Raw genomic sequence first — 21,490 nt, forward strand, 5'->3', positions numbered from 1 at the left:
AGCAACATGCTGGACAGAAAAGAACTGAAGAAATCATTTACAATAAATCGTACTCCCGATTGGCTTTGCCCCACTTGTGAGAGAGGGGTACTCCGGATCAAAGATGACACTTTTTTAAAGAATGAAAGTGCTTGCTCCCGGGATCACTCTCACCCAGAATGGGAGCCTGAATGGATAGAATACGTGTTTTCATGCATTCTCAGATGTACGAACGATAAATGTGCAGAAGCTGTATCTCTATCGGGACGAGGGTTTGTTGATTTTGATGTAGTTTATGATGACCAAGGATTTCCAGACCAAGTTTGGGAAGATTTTTTCCGACCGCTTCATTTTCAACCACCATTGAGGATCATTTCTATACCGGATTCCTGTCCTTCATCAGTTTCCGATCCAGTGTACGAATCCTTTTCCCTTTTATTTTCATCTCCCGATGCTGCTGCAAACTCTATCCGTATTGCTGTTGAGCATTTAATGACGGAATTAAAAATTAAAAGATTTGATGTGGTAAAAGGCAAACGGCGTTTTATCAGCCTTCATCAACGAGTAAACCTTTTGCCTGCCAAGTATGCTGAACTAAAGGATTTGTTACTGGCCATTAAATGGCTTGGAAACGCAGGCAGTCATAGTCATAGCAAAGTTACTTTTGATGATGTCATGGATGCATATGAATTTTTAGAGCATGTCCTCACAGAAATCTATGACCCAAAAGCAAAAAAATTACATGCCAAAGCAAAACAGGTTAATAAAAAGAAAGGTCCTGCCGGATAATACTGCGAATAACACCAATTCGTTACCTCTGCGTTACCTTGAGCAAAAAGATTGCGGAATTTTTGGCCAGAAAACGGGCGCAATAAAAACGCCGTAACCATTGAAAACAAACGATTACAGTGCACAACCATTCAATTTTTCTGAAAAAGTGACCCGAGGTTTTGGAGACCGTCGCTCTACCAACTGAGCTACACCCCTAGAAACAAACGTGTCCCTATTTAGCGTCTTTCTTCACAAAAAGCTAGATTGTTTTTTTACGGTATTGCAATTGGTCGGCCCGTTCTGCTGCCTCCGGGTGAGGATTTTGTGCAAAGTCGACAGTGAGATATGAAGCGCGCGACCCATATCCCATAAGAGCTTGTCGCTCAGCTTCCTCCGGGTGAGGATTTGCCACGAAATGAAAAGATTCTTTAGGTTTAGAAGGCTTTTCTGTTGTCCAAATTTCTGCAATCATTATCGTTATCTTTCCCTTTCTTTCAACTTTTTCATAAACCTTTTTGGAAAGGGAGGCAATAAAAAAGCCCCTCATGTAGAGGGGCTTTTGAATACTTTATAAGCTTATCGCTTACTCAATAATTTTAGCGACGACGCCGGCGCCGACGGTACGGCCGCCTTCGCGGATAGCGAAGCGCAGACCTTCATCCATCGCGATCGGGCAAATCAGCTCGACCGTCATCTTGCAGTTATCGCCCGGCATCACCATCTCGGTGCCTTCCGGCAACTTCACTTCGCCCGTCACGTCCGTCGTACGGAAGTAAAACTGAGGACGGTAGTTCGTGAAGAACGGCGTGTGACGGCCCCCTTCATCTTTCGACAGAATGTAAGCTTCCGCTTCGAACTTCGTGTGCGGCGTAATGCTGCCCGGCTTACACAAAACCTGACCACGCTCTACATCCTCACGCTTCGTGCCACGCAGCAAAATACCAACGTTGTCACCGGCTTCACCCTGATCCAGAAGCTTGCGGAACATCTCAACACCCGTGCAGATCGTTTTCTGCGTGTCTTTGATACCGACAATCTCGATCTCTTCACCAACCTTAACAACGCCTTGCTCAATACGGCCCGTGACAACCGTACCACGACCAGAAATCGAGAACACATCCTCGATCGGCATCAGGAACGGACGGTCCTTCGGACGCTCCGGCTGCGGGATGAAGCTGTCAACAGCTTCCATCAACGCGCGGATCGAGTTCTCGCCAATCTCAGGATCGCGGCCCTCAAGAGCGGCCAGAGCCGAACCCTTAACCACAGGAATGTCATCGCCCGGAAACTCATAAGAAGACAAAAGTTCACGCACTTCCATCTCAACCAGCTCCAGAAGCTCTTCATCGTCAACCTGGTCAACTTTGTTCAGGTACACAACCAGAGCCGGAACACCAACCTGACGCGCCAGCAAAATGTGCTCCCGTGTCTGAGGCATCGGACCGTCAGCAGCATTCACAACCAAAATCGCGCCATCCATCTGCGCCGCACCCGTGATCATGTTCTTCACGTAGTCGGCGTGTCCCGGGCAGTCAACGTGCGCATAGTGACGGTTCGGGGTCTCATATTCAACGTGCGCCGTCGAAATCGTAATCCCGCGCTCGCGCTCTTCCGGCGCACCATCAATCTGGTCGTACGCCTTGAACTCGCCAAAATACTTCGTGATCGCCGCCGTCAGCGTCGTCTTACCATGGTCAACGTGACCAATCGTTCCAATGTTGCAATGCGGCTTATTCCGCTCAAACTTTTCCTTCGACATAATTTACTCCTCGTTTTGTCTTTAACCTGAACCGCCAAGACGCCAGAACGCTTTCCATGTATTGCGTTTCAGGCATCCTCGCGCCTTGGCGGTTAATTCATACCAAAGCCCGCCCGTCCCAAAAGGAAAAGGCGTGTTGGTGGTTTAAAAAAGTTTTGCCTAAGTGTCAACGGATTTTTTGCAGGAAATTGAGTGGAAAAGGCAGACAGAACGCCAGCGCTTATTCTTCGGCGCACCAGAACGAAAGGCGGGTGGCGGGGCAGGAAAATGGAGCGGGTGAAGGGAATCGAACCCTCGTATTCAGCTTGGAAGGCTGCTGCTCTACCATTGAGCTACACCCGCATCCTTGATATCCGGCTACCAATAATCGGTTATCGGATAAAAATCAATCCCTTTACCGCCAGGAAAGTTTTATGCCGCCCGGCGGATGCCCGAATTCTTTGGCCGCATTCCCGCCGCGCAAAACGACTTCCCAGAAACGCACTCTTTTGCCGTTTGGCAGCGTCCAGCCTGACGAACCGCGGGCAAAACAGAACTGGCCGTCCATCACATCGAAAATCCCGGTGCCGACCCGAACCATACGCTCGCGCCCGTTGATTTCGATCGTAACATCCTTGCCGGTCAGATCGGCTAACAAGTCCTCGTCGACAATGCATTTCAGGTTGCCGTAACCGTCTGTGTAAACCACGCAGGGGTCCGGTACGCGGTCCGGCACGGTGTGACGCACATCGGCGCCCAGCAAACTTTCAATCCGGCCATGGGCCATCGCGCCCAGCGCGGCCGGGTAATGATCGCGGGACCGGAACTGGGTGCCGTCGTTGGGAACCTTAACCGCGCGAATTTCTTCGGCCATCGGCTTGATAAAGGTCAGGGAGTAACCGCTATTGACGGCGACAACCTCGATCCCGTTTGTCAGCCGTGCATAAACCAGACCTTCGCCCTCGTTATTGATGCGGGCTTCTTTCTTATCCTTGCGCGGCGCCGTATTGACAAAGAACAGGTGCCGGCTGCCCAGCGTGCTGTTCATCGCGGTCTGCGCCAGCACAAATCCGGTGGCGATCGTGTCGAACGCCGGTACGGAATATTCCTTGACGTGGACCGACATATCGCCCAGTTCGGTAAATAATCTTTGCGTGACCTCGGCAAACGCCAGATCGGATGTCGGGCCGTAATCGGCAATGACGTAAACGATTTTGGTATCAGTATTCATGATTTAACACACCCTGTTTGTAGAAAAATCTCTTAGCGCTGTCTTAGCCGTTCCCAAGGAAAAAAAGCAAGCTTTATTCGTGCACGTCCGGCACATTCCGGTGGCGGCTTTCATCATGGGGAATGCCCGCCGGGTCGACGTGGATCATGATCTCCGCGTTTGAAAATTCGCGCATGAGTTGCCGTTCGACATCAAGCGCCACGCCATGGGCTTTACGGAGCGAGTAATCGGGATCAACCTCGATATCGAAATAGATATAAATCTTCATGCCCGAGGCGCGGGTCCGCAGGTCGTGAACGGAAACAATTTTGGGATGTTCCCTGACTGTCGCCAGAATTTTGCTGCGGATATCTTCCGGCAATTCGCGGTCCAGCAGCATATCCATGGCTTTGCCGCCAATTTCCCACGCGGTAAACAGGAAATATACGACCATCAGCAAGGCAAAAAGCGGGTCGATCCATTGGGGCGCGCCATAGGATAGTGCCAGCAAAATGCCCAGTGTCGCCAGGTTGGTCAGAATATCCATCGAATAATGCGCACGATCAGCTTCGACCGCCAGCGAGGGCGCCTGACGCAGTGCCCATCTTTGGATGGCGACTAAAGCCAACGTTATCACGGTTGATAGAGCCATAACGGCGATAGCTAGGGCATGATCGACAACCGCTTGCGGGTTGGTGAAACGCTCAAGGGCTTCAAAAAACAGGAAGACAGCGGCCCCGGACAAAAACGCGGCCTGAAACAAAGCGGCCAGTCCTTCCACTTTACCATGACCGTGCCGGTGTTCCTTATCCGCCGGTTTCAGTGACAAATGCACGGCGAACCAGGACATCAGGGAGATCGCGGCATCCCCGACCGAATCCGTCAATGAGGCCAGCACGCTGGCCGATCCGCTTTGAATATAGGCCAGTGTCTTGATGACGATCAAAATCGTCACAATGGTTACCGCCGCGCGGCTGGCCACCAAGGCCATGCGGGGGTTGAGGACGATGTCCGCCTGATGATCGTGTGCGTGTAATCCACTCATGCCCGCGATCATAAGGGGACAGCGGGCAGAGAACAAGACAGATAATGTAGAAAAACAGACGATCGGTTTGTTTCTTCGTGGGCAAAAGACATGGCTTTAAACTGAAGTTCGGAACATTTGGCGGGTGAACAGGGCGCAGCCGTGTGCTATAGATAAAACCGGCATTTCTTCAGGTAGAGTGAACAAACCCTCATGAAAAAAGCAGAGCGTACCCAGCGCATTGAAACCGTTGTCCTTTTGCACGGGATCGGGCATAGCCTGTGGAACATGATGTTCGTAGAAAAAGCTTTGCAAAAGGCGGGCTACGAGACATTGAATCTCAGCTATCCGTCCCGTAAATACGATATAAAAACGCTGGCGCGCTGGCTGCAGGAACAACTGACGGCGGCACAGATATGGGAGCGCGCGGATAAAGTGCATTTTGTAGCGCATTCAATGGGCGGGCTGGTGACGGGCTTTTATCTGGGAGAAAACCGGGAAAGCCTGCCGCAGGATAAAATGGGCCGGGCGGTGATGCTGGGCACCCCGCATGGCGGTAGCGAAGTCGCGGATTTTCTGAAGGATAGCCCGCTTTATCAGTGGCTTTTTGGTCCTGCCGGACAGGAATTGACCACAGAGGTGCGGGCCAGAGATAAAGTAAAGCTCTGGTACGATCTGGGGATGATTGCGGGCACGCAAAACTGGATGTATCCGTTGGGCAAAGCCTGTATTCATGACGATCATGATGGCTGTGTCAGTGTCGGCAGCACATATATCGAGGGCATGAAAGATCACATCGTAATTCCGGTGATGCACGGCTTTATGGGTTGGGATCCTGCTGTGCATCGGCAGATATTATGTTTCTTGGAGAAGGGGGCGTTTAATCATGAAACCTCATAACCAGTTTACGCTTTTGAAAGACCGCCGGTTTTTGCCGTTGTTTATCACGCAGTTCGGCGGCGCGTTTCAGGACAATTTGTTCAAAAATGCACTGGTGGTTCTGCTGCTTTACGGCGTGGGGATGCAGGCGGATACCGATCCAAAACTGCTGGTGACGCTGGCGGCGGGGCTGTTCATTTTGCCCTTTATCCTGTTTTCCGCGATGGGCGGCCAGCTCGCGGATAAATATCCGAAAGAGCGCGTCATCCGCATCGTTAAACTGGCGGAGATTGGAATTGCTACACTCGGCGCGGCAGCGCTCCTGAGCGGTTCTGTCGTGCTTTCATTTGCCGTGTTATTCGCGCTCGGCACCCAGTCGGCCTTCTTCGGGCCGAGCAAGTATTCGATCCTGCCGCAGCATCTGGAAACCGAAGAACTGATTGGGGGGAACGCCCTTATCAATACCGGTGCGTTTCTGGCAATCTTGATGGGGACAATCGCCGGGACGGCGCTGGTGACGTTGAACGGCGGTGTGTGGATTGTCTCTGCCATGCTGCTGGCGATCGCGGCGGCGGGCTACGGCGCCAGCCGTTTTATCCCGCCCGCGCCGCCCAAAGCGCCGGACCTGAAATTTGATTACAACCCGCTGACCGAGACATTTGATATCTTGCGCTACCTTGTGAAGCAAAAGCTCTTCATCCGGCAGGCCATTTTGGGTATTGCCTGGTTTTACTTCCTTGGTGGTGTGTTTCTGGCCCAGCTCCCGAACTATACGCAGGAAGCGCTGGGGGCGAATGAACGGGTGCTAACGCTGTTCCTTACGCTGTTTTCTGTGGGGGTGGCCGCCGGGGGGCTTTTAAATAACCGTTTGCTGCGGGGCCGGGTCGAAGCCGTCTATGCCCCACTTGCTGCACTGGGTATTACGGTTTTTTCCATTGATTTGTACTTTGCTGGAGGATTGACAGTCGCTGATGGCACCTTGGCCGGTTTTTGGGAATTTCTAGCGGTTGCCGCGCACTGGCGGATTATCGTCGACATTTTCATGATCGCTTTTTGCGGTGGGCTGTTTGTTGTGCCGCTCAGCGCCTTGGTCCAGCATCATACCCCCGAAGATCACCGCGCCCGCGTTCTGGCGGGAAGCGCCATCATAAATGCCCTGTTTATCGCGGCGTCTTCGGCTATTTCCGCGGTTCTGATCGTGCGCGGCTGGGAAATTCGCGAACTGTTTCTGGCCTTTGCCATCGCCAATGCCTTTGTGGCGTTGTACATCTGCAAACTTCTGCCGGATTATTTGCTGAAAAGCTTCCTGCAAGCGGTTTTAAAACTGTTTTACAAGGTCGAAGTGCGCGGTCTTGAGAATTTCGAAAAAGCCGGAAAACGCGTTGTGATTGTCGGCAACCATGTGTCATTCCTCGATGCGCCGCTTCTGGCCGCGTTCCTGCCGGGCAAACCGATGTTTGCCGTGAATTCCGGTGTTGCAGAGTGGTGGTGGGTTAAGCCATGGAGCAAACTGGTAAATTTTTTCCCGCTTGATCCGACCAATCCGTTTTCGCTGAAATCCCTGATTAAAGAAGTCGAAAAAGACAAGCAATGTGTGATTTTCCCGGAAGGGCGCCTGACCGAAACCGGCGCACTGATGAAGGTCTATGAAGGGCCGGGGATGATCGCCGACAAGGCTGGAGCAACAGTCTTGCCGGTGCGTCTGGACGGCGTCCAGCACACACCTTTTGCCCGCCTGAAAGGGAAAGTTCCTTTGAAGAGTTTTCCCAAAATTACGATTACGATCCTGGAGCCGTGGCAGTTTACCCTGCCCGAAGAAATCAAGGGCAAAGCAAGGCGTGAAGCCGCGGGCCGTGTCCTTTATGATGTCATGGAGCATATGATGTTCATGACCCGCGACCGTGAACAAACGCTGTATCAGGCGCTTCTGACGGCCCGGCGTATCAATGGTGACAAGGCCATCATTGCCGAGGATGTTGAGCGCAAACCGATGCCATTTAAAAATCTGGTGCGCGGATCGGTCGTTTTGGGAATGAAATTTGCGGCCTTGACCAAGCGGCGTGAAAATGTCGGATTGATGTTGCCGAACTCTATCGCGGCCTTGACCAGTTTTTTTGCGCTTCAGGTCTATGGCCGCGTTCCGGCAATGTTGAATTTTTCAGCCGGGACCAAGGCGCTTTTGTCTGCCTGTAACACAGCGCGGGTTAACACGGTAATTACATCACGCCGCTTTGTGGAAATGGGGCGGCTGACCGAAACGGTTGAACAGCTATCGGAACAGGTGAACATCGTTTATCTGGAGGATATCCGCAAAGAGATCGGCTGGGCGGACAAGCTGCAGGCACTTATAACGTCGCCGGCGCGGCTGCACCGGGGCAAGGATGTCGATCCGCACGACCCCGCCGTGATCCTGTTTACTTCCGGCTCGGAAGGGGAGCCCAAAGGCGTGGTCCTCAGCCATGTGAACTTGATGACCAATATTGTCCAGCTTTCGTCGCGCGTTGATTTCAACAATCAGGATATCGTGTTTAATTGCCTGCCGATGTTCCATTCCTTTGGCCTGACGGGGGGAACACTGTTACCGGTGTTGTCAGGGGTGAAAACCTTCCTCTATCCCAGTCCGCTGCATTACCGGATCGTGGCCGAGCTGGTTTATTCGTCAAACGCCACGATTATGTTCGGTACCGATACGTTCCTGAATGGCTATGCCCGCATGGCCAATCCGTATGATTTCTACCGTATGCGCTACATCTTTGCCGGGGCTGAAAAAGTCAAAGACGAAACCCGCCGTCTGTATGCGGACCGTTTTGGTGTCCGGGTCCTAGAGGGCTATGGCGCAACCGAAACGGCGCCGGTGATTGCGGTCAATTCTCCCATGCATCAGAAGGCCGGAACGGTGGGGCGCTTGCTCCCCGGCTTGGAATACCGCCTTGATCCGGTGCCGGGCGTGGAAGAGGGCGGGCGTTTGTTCGTTCGCGGTCCCAATGTGATGCTGGGTTATTATATGGCCGATAATCCCGGCGTGCTGCAACCGCCGGAAGAAGGCTGGCATGATACCGGCGATATCGTCGACATTGACGAAGAAGGCTATGTCAAAATTCTGGGCCGCGCCAAACGCTTCGCCAAAATTGCCGGGGAGATGATATCCCTGACCAGTGTCGAAACCATGGCGCAGGCCGTTTATCCTGACGCCGACCATGCTGTTGTGGCTATCCCTGACCAGAGGAAAGGCGAGCAGCTTGTTCTTGTGACCACGCAGCAAGGCGCCGAACGCGGTGATCTTTCGTCCTATGCCAGTGTCCACGGTATTACGGCACTGACCGTTCCCGGCAATATTATAGTGGTCGATAAGCTGCCATTGCTGGGGACCGGCAAGACGGATTATACCGGCGTCCAGAATCTGGTGGCGGAAATGCTGGTCAAAGCGGATTAAGGTTTGTTCTCGATATTCCGGTTTCTTTCGCGCTTGACCGGCGCTTCATAGCCCTGCATGATTCCGGAATGAAAAAGTTCGCGGGGACAATTCCCGGATTTTTATTTTTGGGAATGGGGATCGGATGTCACAGATAAAAGCATTTTTCACGAAGAAGACAGCGCCGGGTATTTTGTTGGTTTTAGCCGCGATCGCAGCCCTGCTCGTAGAAAACTCTCCTTTCCGCGGTTTGTATGATGCCCTGAAAGACACACCCGTCGCTGTCCAGATAGGGGCGCTGGCCATCGACAAACCGTTATTGCTCTGGATTAATGACGGGTTGATGGCAATATTCTTCTTGCTGGTGGGGCTAGAGGTGAAATATGAGCTGCTCAAAGGGCATCTGTCCCGTCCTGAAAAAATGATTTTACCAGCTGTGGCAGCGTTTGGCGGTGTGGCTGTTCCAGCGCTCGTCTATACTCTGATTAACTATCATCATGGTGTAGGCCTAGAGGGCTGGGCTATTCCTGCGGCAACCGATATTGCATTTGCTCTGGGGGTGATTTTGATGTTAGGCGATCGCATTCCCAAATCCTTGCGCGTAACCCTCGTAGCGATAGCGATCATTGATGATATTGCCGCAATCTTGATTATTGCACTCTTCTATACCTCTGATTTGTCGTTGTTATCTTTAACACTCGCTGGATCCGGCGTTGCTATTTTGGCTGTTTTAAACCGGATGAAAGTGACTAATTTGGGACCATACTTGTTGGTCGGGATATTTATATGGGTATGTGTGCTGAAGTCTGGTGTTCACGCCACGCTGGCCGGTGTCGTTCTGGGTATGTTTATTCCGCTGCATTCAAAAAACAAACAGGATAAACCGCCGTTAAAAGTTCTGGAGAAGGCGATCTATCCATGGGTATACCTTGCAATTTTACCTATTTTTGCCTTCGTAAATGCCGGAGTGTCTTTAGCCGGTGTAGGCTGGGAAAGTTTGAGCCACCCCATTACATTGGGAATTATGGCCGGATTGTTCATAGGCAAGCCTGTTGGTGTAATGACATTCACTGCCGTCGCCGTAGCTTTGGGGTTTTGTCGTTTACCGCAAGGCGTAACATGGCCGCAGTTCTTTGGTATGGCGGTCCTGACAGGGATTGGGTTTACGATGAGTTTGTTTATCGGCACACTGGCCTTTACCCGTATTGATAATGCTGAATCGGTTCGGATCGGTGTTTTGGCGGGATCCCTTTTGTCCGGGTTGGCTGGCTGGGGCATCTTGTCGAGGGCAACAGCCGGGATAGAGAAGACCTAAAGGGTCGGCTTTAGAAAACCAAAACCCCTGTAATCTCTGTGACACTATAAAAAAACCGCCCTTCTTCTGGAGAAAAGCGGTTTTTTAAAGTGTTATCTTCTGTGTCGCCTAGAACGATTTACTCAGGTTCACATAGAAGCGCGGATCCCGGTCACGCTGTGTCTGGATGTCCCGGTTCAGCGGGAAGGCAACCATGAAACCGGCCTTGGTATTGGCAAGCATTTCAGCCCGTACACCCAAGCCCGCAGATGATGCGGAATCACGTTTTTGACTGCTGGTGGTTGCATCTTCGTTCCAGACCCGACCGGCATCGAAAAACCCGAATAACTGATAGGTGTCCAGCCCTGTGATTTCATAAGGCGTATTCCATTGCAGCTCAAGTTTACCGACAACGCCGTTATCCCCGATGATCTCGGACGGGTCAAAGCCCCGGCCATAATTGATCCCGCCAACGCCGAATTCTTCAGAGCTCAGCAAGGCATCGGCTGTCCATTGGCCCTTGACGCCCATAAGCAAGTTCAATTTTGGCGTAATTTTTTGCAAACGCTGGGCTTCAGCTTCCATTTTTTCAAATGTGAAATCTGCTGCCGGACGAGATACGTTGGTGTCACCCGAATTGTTGGCACCCAGGATATCCAGTCCGCGAGACACTTCGACGCTCAGGATGTTGTAGCCGAATCCGCCGAGTAACTGGTCAAGAAACTCGACATCACCCCCGGCGCGTAAAGCCCGGATACGGTCTTCACGTGTAGGTTCCAAATCGTTGCGTGTGGTAACATTGCGGTGGTCGAGAGTAATGTGACCATTCACGTTGAACAGGCGTGAGCGCACGAAAGGATGCTCGACGGTAACCCCGAAATAGTGTGACCGCCCTTTGACATTGAACGGGTCAAGGTCAAACCCCGGATCGGTGGTGGTGGCACTGCCGAACAGTTCAAACGTGGTGCCGTATCTCCAGACGGGCTGTTTGTATGCCATGGACAGGTAGGCCAGTTCCAGACCTTCACCTGGATCCGGCGCCAGAACCAACTGGCTCGAAATTTTGTCGTTAATGCCAAACAGCGAATTCACAGCCCCGGACGCGCCCAGTTGAAGCGGCCCAAGATAACGGCTGCCGAAGTTGTCAGCGCTGATCTGTGCATCATAGTCTTTACGTTCGACCAAAACCAGAAGGTCGGCAGCCCCGGCCTGATTCCGTGATGGGCTCAGGATTGCCCGGCTGCTCATTCCCGGCAGATCGTTAATCAGCAGCAGAGCGCGTTCCAGATCACGCGAATTCAAAGCGCCGTTGGTATTGATTTGTCCGGCGTAATCGCGGATCAGTTTCAAGGCGCTGTCTTCTTCACCTTCGCCCTGCACGTCGATTTTATTAATATAACCTTCGACAACCTGCAGTCGGGCGACGCCGCCTTCAATAGTTTGCGGCGGAACAACAACCTGGGTCAGGATATAACCGTCATTACGGTATTTCCGTGTAAGGTCGGCGGCGATACCGTAAAGATCGGTCAGCGTAATGGTTTGTCCCAGACGGTTGGCGAAGACGCTGGTGATTTGAGCGTCGGAATAGGCCGATACGCCTTCAACGGCGATGCTGTCCAGACGGAAGCTGATTTTATCGGAACCTTCCGGTGCGCCCTGAATTTTCAATTCCCGCACTTCGATTTGCGGCATAAGGCGCGGCGCGGCGGGTTGCTCGATGAATTGTTCTTGAACACGACCGGCACCTGCGATGCCTGTCTGTGATTCAGGCACTTGTGCTTTTGCAACAGAGGCAAGGCCGGTAACAAGTGCGGTGGAAGCAACGGCGGCCAACAACAAACGGCGCGTCGCGGGTCCAAACAAAATGGTCTGTCTCATAATACTAATCCCAAAGTAAAATATGTAACGTGGATGAACAGTCGGATACTAAAACTTATAGAAAATTACACAAGTTAAAAATCTTCTTCCATATATTGCTGCATTTTTAAAGAAAAGCCAACCCCTCGCAAAATTTTTATTATTTATGAAAACGTCAAGGTTCCTGCAGGGTTCAGGTGTCATGTAACAATTTGTGACAAATAAAGTCTTAATTAATAGTTAACATATCTTGCGCATTCCAGAGAACAGCATTATATAGCAATTGCTTACATTAAGATTTTGAAGTGGATGGTCGCACATGCACTTTCCGGTATTGAAGGGGGAGCATTTTGCTTCTGGAAAGTGATAAGGGCCGTTCGGGGAAGGCGAGGTTTTGACGTGACCGGAGCCGGAGACTTCAAAGGTAAAAGACATAGTTTTTAAAACACAATTAGAGAGACACTACTAAAGAAGGAAGGTGCCCAAATGACCGCGCAAATTTCAAAAGAGCAAAAAGATCAATCCGTTCGCGTAACCAGCAAGAGGCTGAAAAAGCTTTTGTCGACATCGGCGCTTGTGGCGGCGGGAATGATGACAATGGGTCCGGCTGCACAGGCACAGGATCATGCATGGGTTCTCGATCAGGTCGCGGGTAGCTTTGACACGGATATTTCCATACCGGATGTTACGAACATCACCCAGAATACGAGCCGGGCGATCGGTCGGGGGGATTTGGATATCGGGGCACACCAAACGGTCAACATTCATCAGCAAAACAGCGGTTCGATTTTTGCGGCAATCGATAACGAAGCTGATCCGGCTTACCTTCTGGGCCAATTGAATGCAAACGGCACGGTTATTGTCATTGATAATAACGGCGTGTTCTTCGGGAAAGATGCGACGATCAATGTGGGTTCTATCATTACGTCTACGGGCGACATGATGAATCCGGGCGCCTTTATGGCGGGTTCTGATCCGGTCTTCAGTAATTTCGGTGAAGGCTCTATCATTAATGAAGGGACGATCAATGTCGCCGAAGCAGGTCTGGCGGCTTTTGTGTCACCGCTGGTCAGCAACCGCGGCGTTATCAACGCGCGTCTGGGCAAGGTTGCGTTTGCAGCCGGTGAAACCGTAACGGTTGATCTGTATGGCGATGGCCTGATGGAAGTGGCCGTAGATGGCGAACTGGCCGATGCGCTGTTGCAAAACAGTGGAGAAATCAATGCCGAGGGCGGGGTTGTCACGATGACGGTCTCTGCGGCAAAAGACATTGTTGATAATGTTATCAATATGGAAGGCGTGGTTGACGTATCTTCCGTTGAAGTCAAAGGCGGAAAAATCATCCTGTCCGGCGGCAATAAAGGAACCGTTTCTGTTGCGGGTAAAATGGACGCATCTGGCACCGAAGGGGGCGAGATCAGCGTCAACGGCCAGAATGTGGATATCGCCGATACGGCTGAAATTAATGCGGATGGCACATTGGGTGATATCCGACTGATTGGTCAGGACAGCATTTCTTTCCATGGAGCGGCGTCGGCTATGGGCGGCTTTATCGAAGTGTCGGGCAATCATGTAATTGTTGACGGTACATTTAAAGTCGGTCAGGACGGCGAAGTTCTGGTGGACCCGGTTGATCTTTGTGTCTTCGGTGTGGGCGGGGCTTGTGGTTCTATGTCCGCGGTTGACTTTATTGCCTCTATCCGTCCGGTTTTGATCGGTGGTGGCACATTCACCACGACGAATGCTGCGGGCGCCGGTGACGGCGATGTCATCATTGTCGGTGATCTGAGCAGCGGCGGATTTGATACAGTATCGCGCGGGACATGGAATGTAATCGCAAATGATGACGTTATTATTGGCGATGATGGCTCCAATGCCACGGGATTTGGAACGCAAACGGCAAATCTGGTTGTCGGCGGCGCAGGCCTGAATTTGAATCTGACGTCTCTGGCAGGCGCGGGTGCGATTTCTCCTTACTATGTATGGTTTGAGAATGGCAGCACCGTTAATACCGGCGGCGGTGATGTGTCGATCCGGGCCAATGATTTCTACATCGGCGCCGGGGCATCGCTGGATGCCGGGGCCGGAACAGTTTCCTTTGCCCGTTCTACGCGCGGGACGATTGGTCTGGGCGCTGGCGCTGGCGATATGATGATTAGCCAGGCTGCCATTGACCGGATTGTTGCGGGCGCTTTGGTCGTTGGTGATGCCAACGCAGCCACCAGCAAAACGACCGAGATCAACGTTGCCGATATTGACACAACGGGCAGCATCGCCGGTCTGGTACAGCTGAACGCTTTGAACAACGCTTCGGTTGATGAGCATAACAACAATACATACGGCGCGGATGTCGAATTTGATGCCGGCACGAACGTGTTCCATTCACTGGAAGCAAACGCTGCGGATGATGTCGTGTTCCGGACGAATGTCAGTGTAACGACAACGGGCGGCGACATGAAGTTCGTGGCAGATGCCGATGCGAATGTCGGTCTGGGCGATACCAACCAGATTGAATTTGTTGACGGAGTTGGCGGCGCAACGATTGACAGTGCCGGAAACATTCTGTTTGCCGGTAGCGATTACGCCGATAATTTCGCAACGACCATGATTGACGCCAATAACGGTACGGGGACTGTAACGTTCACCCGGACCTCGGAAGGCGATGTTTCGGTCGGCGATAACAATGGCGGTTTCCACATCAGCCAGGCTGAACTGGACAACATCACCGCGGGAACGCTGGCTGTCGGTTTGGCCGGTGGCGGCACGGACAACAACCTGTTCGTTTCTAACGTGGATGCGACGGCATTCGGTACGACAATCTTTAATACCGAAATTCCGGCCGGTCCTTACGATCTGACCTTTATGGGAACCAACTCGTTCGGTACCCTGAGCGCCAATGCCGAAGACGATATTATCTTCGCGGCGGGCGCCAGCGTGGAAACAAACGGCAACGCAACATTTAACGCGGATTCCGATAATGGCGGCGCCGGTGACTTCATTATGAATGCCGGGTCTTCGATCGACTCAAACGGCAATAATATTCTGGTTCATACGGGAGAGTTCAGCGGTCAAAATGCGACGTATGGCGTATTTCTTGATACCGGGGCCGATATTGACGCCGAAGGCGGAAACATCAAATTTAATAATAACGATGTGTTCTACAGCGCCGATGCCGACAGCGTAAACACCACCGGTACCGGGACGATTGAGATTAATCAGTACAACGGCGGATCGCTGCAAAACGCGATTGATGCGATCTCCAATACCGGGTCTGGTCAGAACACGATTTATGCTCTGGGCGGCACCTATAACGAAAACCTGACGATCAATCAGCACCAGTTGAAACTGGATGGCTATTTTGGCGCAACGCTGAACGGCACGATTTCCGTTGATGAATACAATTTCAACCTCGATCCGTTTGTGGTTGATGCCGGCGGCGCAGATTACGCTGTAACGGCGACGGGCGTAGGGGCCAACGGGCTGGTGATTGACGGCAATACGTTCAAAAATTCCGCTAAAGCCGCGATCTACCTTGAAGGTAACGCCGCGTCCACCGGGAATATCATGGGGAACACCTTCGAGGGGTCCGCCACGACCGGGGTGCTGACAGGCACGGTAAACAACGGTTATACGCTGAATATCACGGATAACACGTTCGGGACGGACGTTGACAAGATGCTGGTTGACGGGGCACATTTCGGAAATGTGTACAACGCTACGGTTAACTTCACCGGCAACAGCGTCTTCGCCATGGATGACGGGGTCGAATTCACGAACATCTGGAATGACGCCACCCTGATTAACATCAGCAACAACCCGGATATCCACGGGACAAACGGCAACGGTATTGCGCTGAACGGTAAATTGTTCTCGCCGTACACAACAATGCACGCCACGATCAATATTGATGGGAACGGCTTTATCTCTGGTCTGTGGGGTATTCTGGCCGGCAGAACCGGTGGCAGCGCCGACATCAATGTTACAAATAACGATCTGATTCAGGGGCGTCAGGATGGGTTTGCCATTTATGACCTTTTGAGCGACACAGCATTCCTGAATATCGACAACAACCAGTTCGGTGAAGAACTGGATCCGGTTGGCGACGGGATCGAAGACAACGATAACGGCATTGATATTCACAGCGTTAACTCCACCCGCGGTGTTTCGATCACGAACAACACGATCTACGCTCTGGATGACGGGATCGAGTTTGACCGTTCGCTGGAAAACACGATTGTTTATATCGCCAACAACCCGGAAATCGTTGCGGGAGCGAACGGGATTTCTTTCTCCGGTCCTGACTTCAATCCGTCGATCATCAATTCCAATATTACGATCGTAGGGAATAACCATGGCATCCATGCGGACGACCACGGGATATTCTTCGGCGGAACAATCAGCAACGGCAGTGTCCTGAACATTCATGACAACATTATCAGCGCCAACGAAAACAACGATGCTGTCGGTGCCGGTATCTTCTTTGACGGGACGATCAGCAATTCAACCGTCAATATTGGCGATGGTACCTCTCATTTCCAAAGCGGCGCATCCAACATCATCCGCGTGGCCGGTAATGCTGGTCCGGGCGGAACGTCTGGTCTGGATGGCATTCACTTCGATGCTGAAATTGGCGATGGTTCCGATATCAGCATTGATGGCAACCGTCTGGGCTATTTTGCCTGGAATGTTGGTGGTACGGTTTATGAGAATTTCGGCGGCGATCATCGCCTGGCCGATGATGGTATCGAATTTGCCGGTCCGATCACCGGTAATGCGGACATTTCCATCACTGACAACTTCATCCGCGCAAAAGACGACGGGATTCAGTTCTCTAATACAATCGGTGATTTTGCAAAAATCCTGATTGGGGGCTGGAATGATGAAAACAAGATCAGCGCATGGGACAATGGCATTGCCTTCTTGGGCAACATCATGGGGCAGTCCACGGTTGAAATCAGCTACAACGATGTTGATGCCGGGAATGACGGCGTTCTGTTCGACGCGGAAACCAGCAACGGCGACGCCGTTCCTCCGTACAGCGAACAGGAAATCCTGATCAAGAAGAACAAAATCGTTGGGGGTGCAAACGGGATCAACTTTACCGAAAAAGCATCCGGTTTCCGTCATGACATCACGATCACCCAGAACAAACTGATCAAGGGTGAAAACGGTCACGGTATCGTCCATTCAGGCAACATTGATGATGCTGAGCTCTGGATTACCGACAACGACAAGATTTACGGTCACCTCGACGGTATCCATCTGGAAGGTTACTTCTACAACAATGCCAAGATCCTGATTGATGGGAACAAGGATATCGACAGCGGCGTGGGCGACGGTATTGATGTCCATGATTATATCGCGGGCGGCGTGGATGTTGATATTACCAACAACCACGTGCATCACACCGGCGATAACGGGATTGAAGTATCCAATGTCGATGGTGTCTATATCGCGGGTAACACCGTTCATGATACGGGCGCAAACGGGATCTACGTCGATCCGTCCGATTACGTTGATATCACCGGTAACACGGTTTATGACACCGAAGATGACGGGATCAAACTGGATGACGGCCATCACGGTCAAATCTGGAGCAACACCGTTTACAACACCGGCGATGACGGGATTGATGTGAAGAACAACGATCATGTCGAAATCTGGTCGAACAATATTGATAACACGGAAGGCACCGGGATCGAAGTATCCGACAGCTACCGTGCATTGATCAAATTCAACGATATTGATGAAACCGACGGTGACGGGATCAACGTTCAAAACAGTGACAAGGCCCGTATTTCCAACAACGAGATCAACAAACACGACTACAGTGCCAACACCCATGGTGACGGCATCGAAGTTGGAAACAGCCGTGAAGTCGAAATCGACTACAACACAGTTGATGATGCGTTTGACAACGGGATTTATGTCTGGAATTCCGACAAGGCCGATATTCATCACAACACGATCGAAGATGTGAAAGAAAACGGGATTTACCTGTCGAATTCTGACTATTCCGATATCGAACACAACACGATCGACCGCGTTGGACAACACGGTATCAAGGTTAATCCGTCGGATTACGTTGATGTGGCTTACAACACGATTCACAATGTTGGCTGGGACGGTATCAACGTCGATAGCGGCCATCATGCTGACATCTGGGGCAACCACATCGGTAATGTTGGTCGTGACGGGATTGATGTTGATGGAAACTACCGCGTTGAAATCTGGGATAACTATATCCACAACACCGGTGACAACGGGATCGAAGTGTCCGACAGCGATCATGCCGAGATCAAGAAAAACGACATTACCGGTGCCGGTAAGGATGGCATCAATGTCGAAAACAGCGATCATGTTTTGATTGGCTGGAATGATATCTTCGCCAGCCTGGGCCATCACTATGGTGTAATGGGGGCTGAACGCGACGGTATCCATGTCGAAAACGGCAGCGATCTTCTGGTCATCGGAAACGATATCACGGCAGCTCTGGGACACCATGGTTCGAATGGTAAGCTGGGCGCGGGCCGTCACGGGATCTACGTCGAAGGCGGCAAAGATATCGCTATCAAGTACAACGACGTTCTGGGCGACAGCCACGGTTATGGCTACTTCAAGAAAACTATCGGCTCTGTCGGGGAAGACGGTATCCATGTAACGGGCGCCGAAGATATCCTGATTAAAGGCAACGAAATCAGCCGTGCCGGCGATGACGGCATCCAGGTTGTTATCGGCGGTCATGACGATCATAATGATGATGTGAAGTTCCGCGGTCTTTCGATCCAGACACTGGGTAATTATGATGATACCAACCGGATCATCATCGTAGACAATAATGTGGAACATTCAGGCGATGACGGCATTGTCGTCAACACGGCTGAAGAAAAACATTATAAAGATGAGAAATTCGGTGGGCCGTCGATCCAGCTCTTTGGTGGACCGATCCAAAACAACAATCAGGATAACAGCCAAAAACTGTACATCAAGATTGCTGACAACAACGTGACCAAGTCCGGCGATGACGGGATCGAAGTGAACCTGAAAACCTCCGGGACCAGCGGTGAATCCATGCCGCCTGTTTTTGCCCTGAAAGGCTTTGGTGGCGGTTTCGGCGGTGGCTTTGACCAGCCTGACAACCACATTGAAATTTTGAACAACCATGTCAGCTTCTCTGGTGACAACGGTATTCTGGTCAAAATTGCACCGAAAGATGGCGAACATCAGGGCGATGGCTTTGGTGGCGGTCCGCAACAATTCCTGAGCCTGAACAGCTTTGACAACGAAGGCGGCTCTGAAGGTGGTCTGTATAACCTCATCAAGATTGACGGTAACTATGTTTCCTTCTCTGGCGATGATGGCATTCAGGTTGACGTGAAGAGCAAAAATGCCGGCGGCAACGAAGGCTATCCTTACCCGGAAACCAAAACTCTTGGCTTCGGCTTTGAGGGACCGGGCTTCGGGAACGATAACGGCGCTAAAAACACCATTATCATCTCTGACAACCATGTTGCGTTCTCCGGCGATGACGGCGTTGATGTTGATGTCGAAAGCAAAGGTGGAAACACGGCGAACACCATCAAAATCCTGGGGAACAAAATAGCATTCTCCGGCGATGACGGGATTGACGTCGATGTGAAAACCAAGGGCGGTCAGCAACAACAACAGATTCCGAATGACTTTAATGTCCGGACTCTGGGCTTTGAAGGACCGGGCTTTGGCGGCGGCAACAATCAAACAACCAACACCATCTTTATTGCAGGAAATAAAGTTGCATTCTCCGGTGATGACGGCATTGATGTAAACGTTGAGAACAAGGGTGGCCAAGGCGGCAAAGGCGGCTATGGCGGTCCGGTTGTGTTCAATACGCTGGACTTCGGTGGCGGCTCCAACGGGGGCAGCGTAAACAACTTCATCACCATTATGGGGAATGATGTTGTGTTCTCTCGTGATGACGGGATCGTCGTTAAAGTCGACAATCCGGAATCCCAAGGGAAATTTGGTGGCCCGGTTCTGTCTCTCTACGGTCCGCAGCCTTATGGCGGCTTTGGCGGAAACCATAATTTCATCTCGATCATTGGTAACGATGTGAAAAAATCAGGTGATGATGGTATTCAGGTCGAAGCAGACAAGAAAACAGCCGTAGACTTGATGGTTGGCTTTAACCACGTCCAAGACAGCAGTGACAACGGCATCTTGCTGATTGCCAACGAAGGTGGTCACTTTGGTCGTTACGGTCGCGGCGGTCCGGAAGAAAAGGTTTCACTGGCCTTGGTCAGCGAAGAGTATAACTACGGCTGTGGCGATGATTGTGGCGAGTATGAAGGGATCTTCAACTCTTACATCTTCGGGAACACGGTCGAAAATTCCGGATCGAACGGTTTATACGTCAAAGGTTACGGCCATGAAAACGTTGTTCTGAAAGGCAACACCTTTATCGATAACCCGACCGGCGCCCGGTTCGAAAGCGGCAAGATTGATCTGTCTGATCTGGAACGCCCGAACAGCTTCATCGTGAACCCGGACTATGTTCTGCCGGAAGGCTATGACTACGTCACCGGCATGCAGTTCGATCTGGCCAAATCATACAAACCGGACAGCCTGACCATCGTGGGTGAAACGCTGGGGGCAACGCTCTTTAGCGGCTTCATCACCCGTCCGGTGGGAACGGCCTACTATGTCCGGTTTGAGGACGGTGCGATCCTTGACTGCTTCGGTCAGCCGATTGTGATCGATGGCATGCAGGTCAGTTGGGATGGCTTCGTACCGGCCGACAATCTGGATGGCGACGGCCACATTCCGGCCGGTGTACTGGCGGCGATTGAAAACCGTCTCTGGGACGCTGATGATCCTTTGAAAAATGGCCGTGGTCAGATTTTCGTAGGAACGCCGGCGAACGTTATTCCGGATATTGAAGAAGAAGATATCCTGAAGAGCTTTGATCCGTTCAACATTGCTGCCAATCAGGTCAGCGTAGCGCTTGTGGGTGGTCTGCCGATCATCCCGGGTAACGAAGCGGCCTTCCTGGCTGGCATTGCTCCGGCTGCGGGCGGCGAAGGTGAACCGACGGCGGAAGAGCTGGCGGGTATCGCTCCGGCTGCTGGTGAAGGCGTAAATGAAACGTGCTGGGGTGATGCTATAGCCAATGCCGGGGCTGGCGGGGTTGTGAACTACAACTTCGGGACCGGTATGGATGAAATCCTGAACGATGCTTCGGCTTGCCAGTCGACCTTCTAGGAATTTGAATATATCTGAATTGATGAACAAGCCCCTGATTTCAGGGGCTTGTTTTTTTATCAGGGTTAAAGGCCGCACAGCTTTTTTGG

The 21,490-nt window shown here is 51.7% G+C and carries 10 protein-coding genes and 1 tRNA gene; 5 read left to right on the plus strand and 6 right to left on the minus strand.

Annotated elements, in window-relative coordinates:
- Nucleotides 1–6 precede the first annotated feature (6 nt).
- Nucleotides 7–768, plus strand: coding sequence for a DUF4145 domain-containing protein (locus H6868_03185; protein ID MCB9988321.1), 762 nt, complete (start codon nucleotides 7–9; stop codon nucleotides 766–768).
- Nucleotides 769–1,009: 241 nt separating this feature from the next.
- Here H6868_03185 and H6868_03190 read toward each other — a convergent pair whose 3' ends face one another.
- The 5 genes from H6868_03190 to H6868_03210 all read right to left on the minus strand — a co-directional run bounded on the left by H6868_03190 (nucleotide 1,010) and on the right by H6868_03210 (nucleotide 4,743).
- Nucleotides 1,010–1,297, minus strand: coding sequence for a hypothetical protein (locus H6868_03190; GenBank protein MCB9988322.1), 288 nt, complete (start codon nucleotides 1,295–1,297; stop codon nucleotides 1,010–1,012).
- 36 nt (nucleotides 1,298–1,333) lie between these two features.
- Nucleotides 1,334–2,509: an elongation factor Tu gene (gene tuf, locus H6868_03195; GenBank protein ID MCB9988323.1), complete on the minus strand. Its 1,176-nt coding sequence runs from the start codon at nucleotides 2,507–2,509 to the stop codon at nucleotides 1,334–1,336.
- A 268-nt stretch (nucleotides 2,510–2,777) separates the two neighbouring features.
- Nucleotides 2,778–2,851, minus strand: a tRNA-Gly gene (locus tag H6868_03200).
- Nucleotides 2,852–2,903: 52 nt separating this feature from the next.
- Complete coding sequence (locus tag H6868_03205) at nucleotides 2,904–3,719, minus strand: SAM-dependent chlorinase/fluorinase (GenBank protein ID MCB9988324.1); 816 nt, start codon at nucleotides 3,717–3,719, stop codon at nucleotides 2,904–2,906.
- A 73-nt stretch (nucleotides 3,720–3,792) separates the two neighbouring features.
- Nucleotides 3,793–4,743 carry a cation diffusion facilitator family transporter gene (locus tag H6868_03210; GenBank protein ID MCB9988325.1) on the minus strand — a complete coding sequence of 317 codons (951 nt, stop codon included), beginning with the start codon at nucleotides 4,741–4,743 and terminating at the stop codon, nucleotides 3,793–3,795.
- Between the two features lie 192 nt (nucleotides 4,744–4,935).
- Between H6868_03210 and H6868_03215 the strand changes: the two genes are divergently transcribed.
- The 3 genes from H6868_03215 (at nucleotide 4,936) to nhaA (ending at nucleotide 10,328) form a co-directional block, all read left to right on the plus strand.
- Entirely contained in the window at nucleotides 4,936–5,622 is a 687-nt protein-coding gene (locus H6868_03215) for an alpha/beta fold hydrolase (protein MCB9988326.1), read from the plus strand.
- The gene (locus H6868_03220; protein ID MCB9988327.1) at nucleotides 5,609–9,034 is read left to right on the plus strand and encodes an acyl-[ACP]--phospholipid O-acyltransferase; all 3,426 of its coding nucleotides are present in this window, start codon (nucleotides 5,609–5,611) and stop codon (nucleotides 9,032–9,034) included. The genes H6868_03215 and H6868_03220 overlap by 14 nt, the downstream gene beginning before the upstream one ends.
- Nucleotides 9,035–9,158: 124 nt before the next feature.
- A complete protein-coding gene (gene nhaA, locus H6868_03225) occupies nucleotides 9,159–10,328 on the plus strand; it encodes a Na+/H+ antiporter NhaA (GenBank protein ID MCB9988328.1) in 1,170 nt (389 codons plus the stop codon).
- A gap of 108 nt (nucleotides 10,329–10,436) precedes the next feature.
- On the opposite strand, the gene H6868_03230 is transcribed toward nhaA, so the two are convergent.
- On the minus strand, nucleotides 10,437–12,185 hold the full coding sequence (locus H6868_03230) for a ShlB/FhaC/HecB family hemolysin secretion/activation protein (protein ID MCB9988329.1): 1,749 nt from the start codon (nucleotides 12,183–12,185) through the stop codon (nucleotides 10,437–10,439).
- A gap of 465 nt (nucleotides 12,186–12,650) precedes the next feature.
- On the opposite strand from H6868_03230, the gene H6868_03235 reads away from it, so the two are divergent.
- Nucleotides 12,651–21,401 carry a right-handed parallel beta-helix repeat-containing protein gene (locus H6868_03235; GenBank protein MCB9988330.1) on the plus strand — a complete coding sequence of 2,917 codons (8,751 nt, stop codon included), beginning with the start codon at nucleotides 12,651–12,653 and terminating at the stop codon, nucleotides 21,399–21,401.
- Nucleotides 21,402–21,490: the final 89 nt, after the last annotated feature.

This window comes from Rhodospirillales bacterium, from assembly GCA_020638175.1.
GTDB lineage: Bacteria > Pseudomonadota > Alphaproteobacteria > Micavibrionales > Micavibrionaceae > JACKJA01.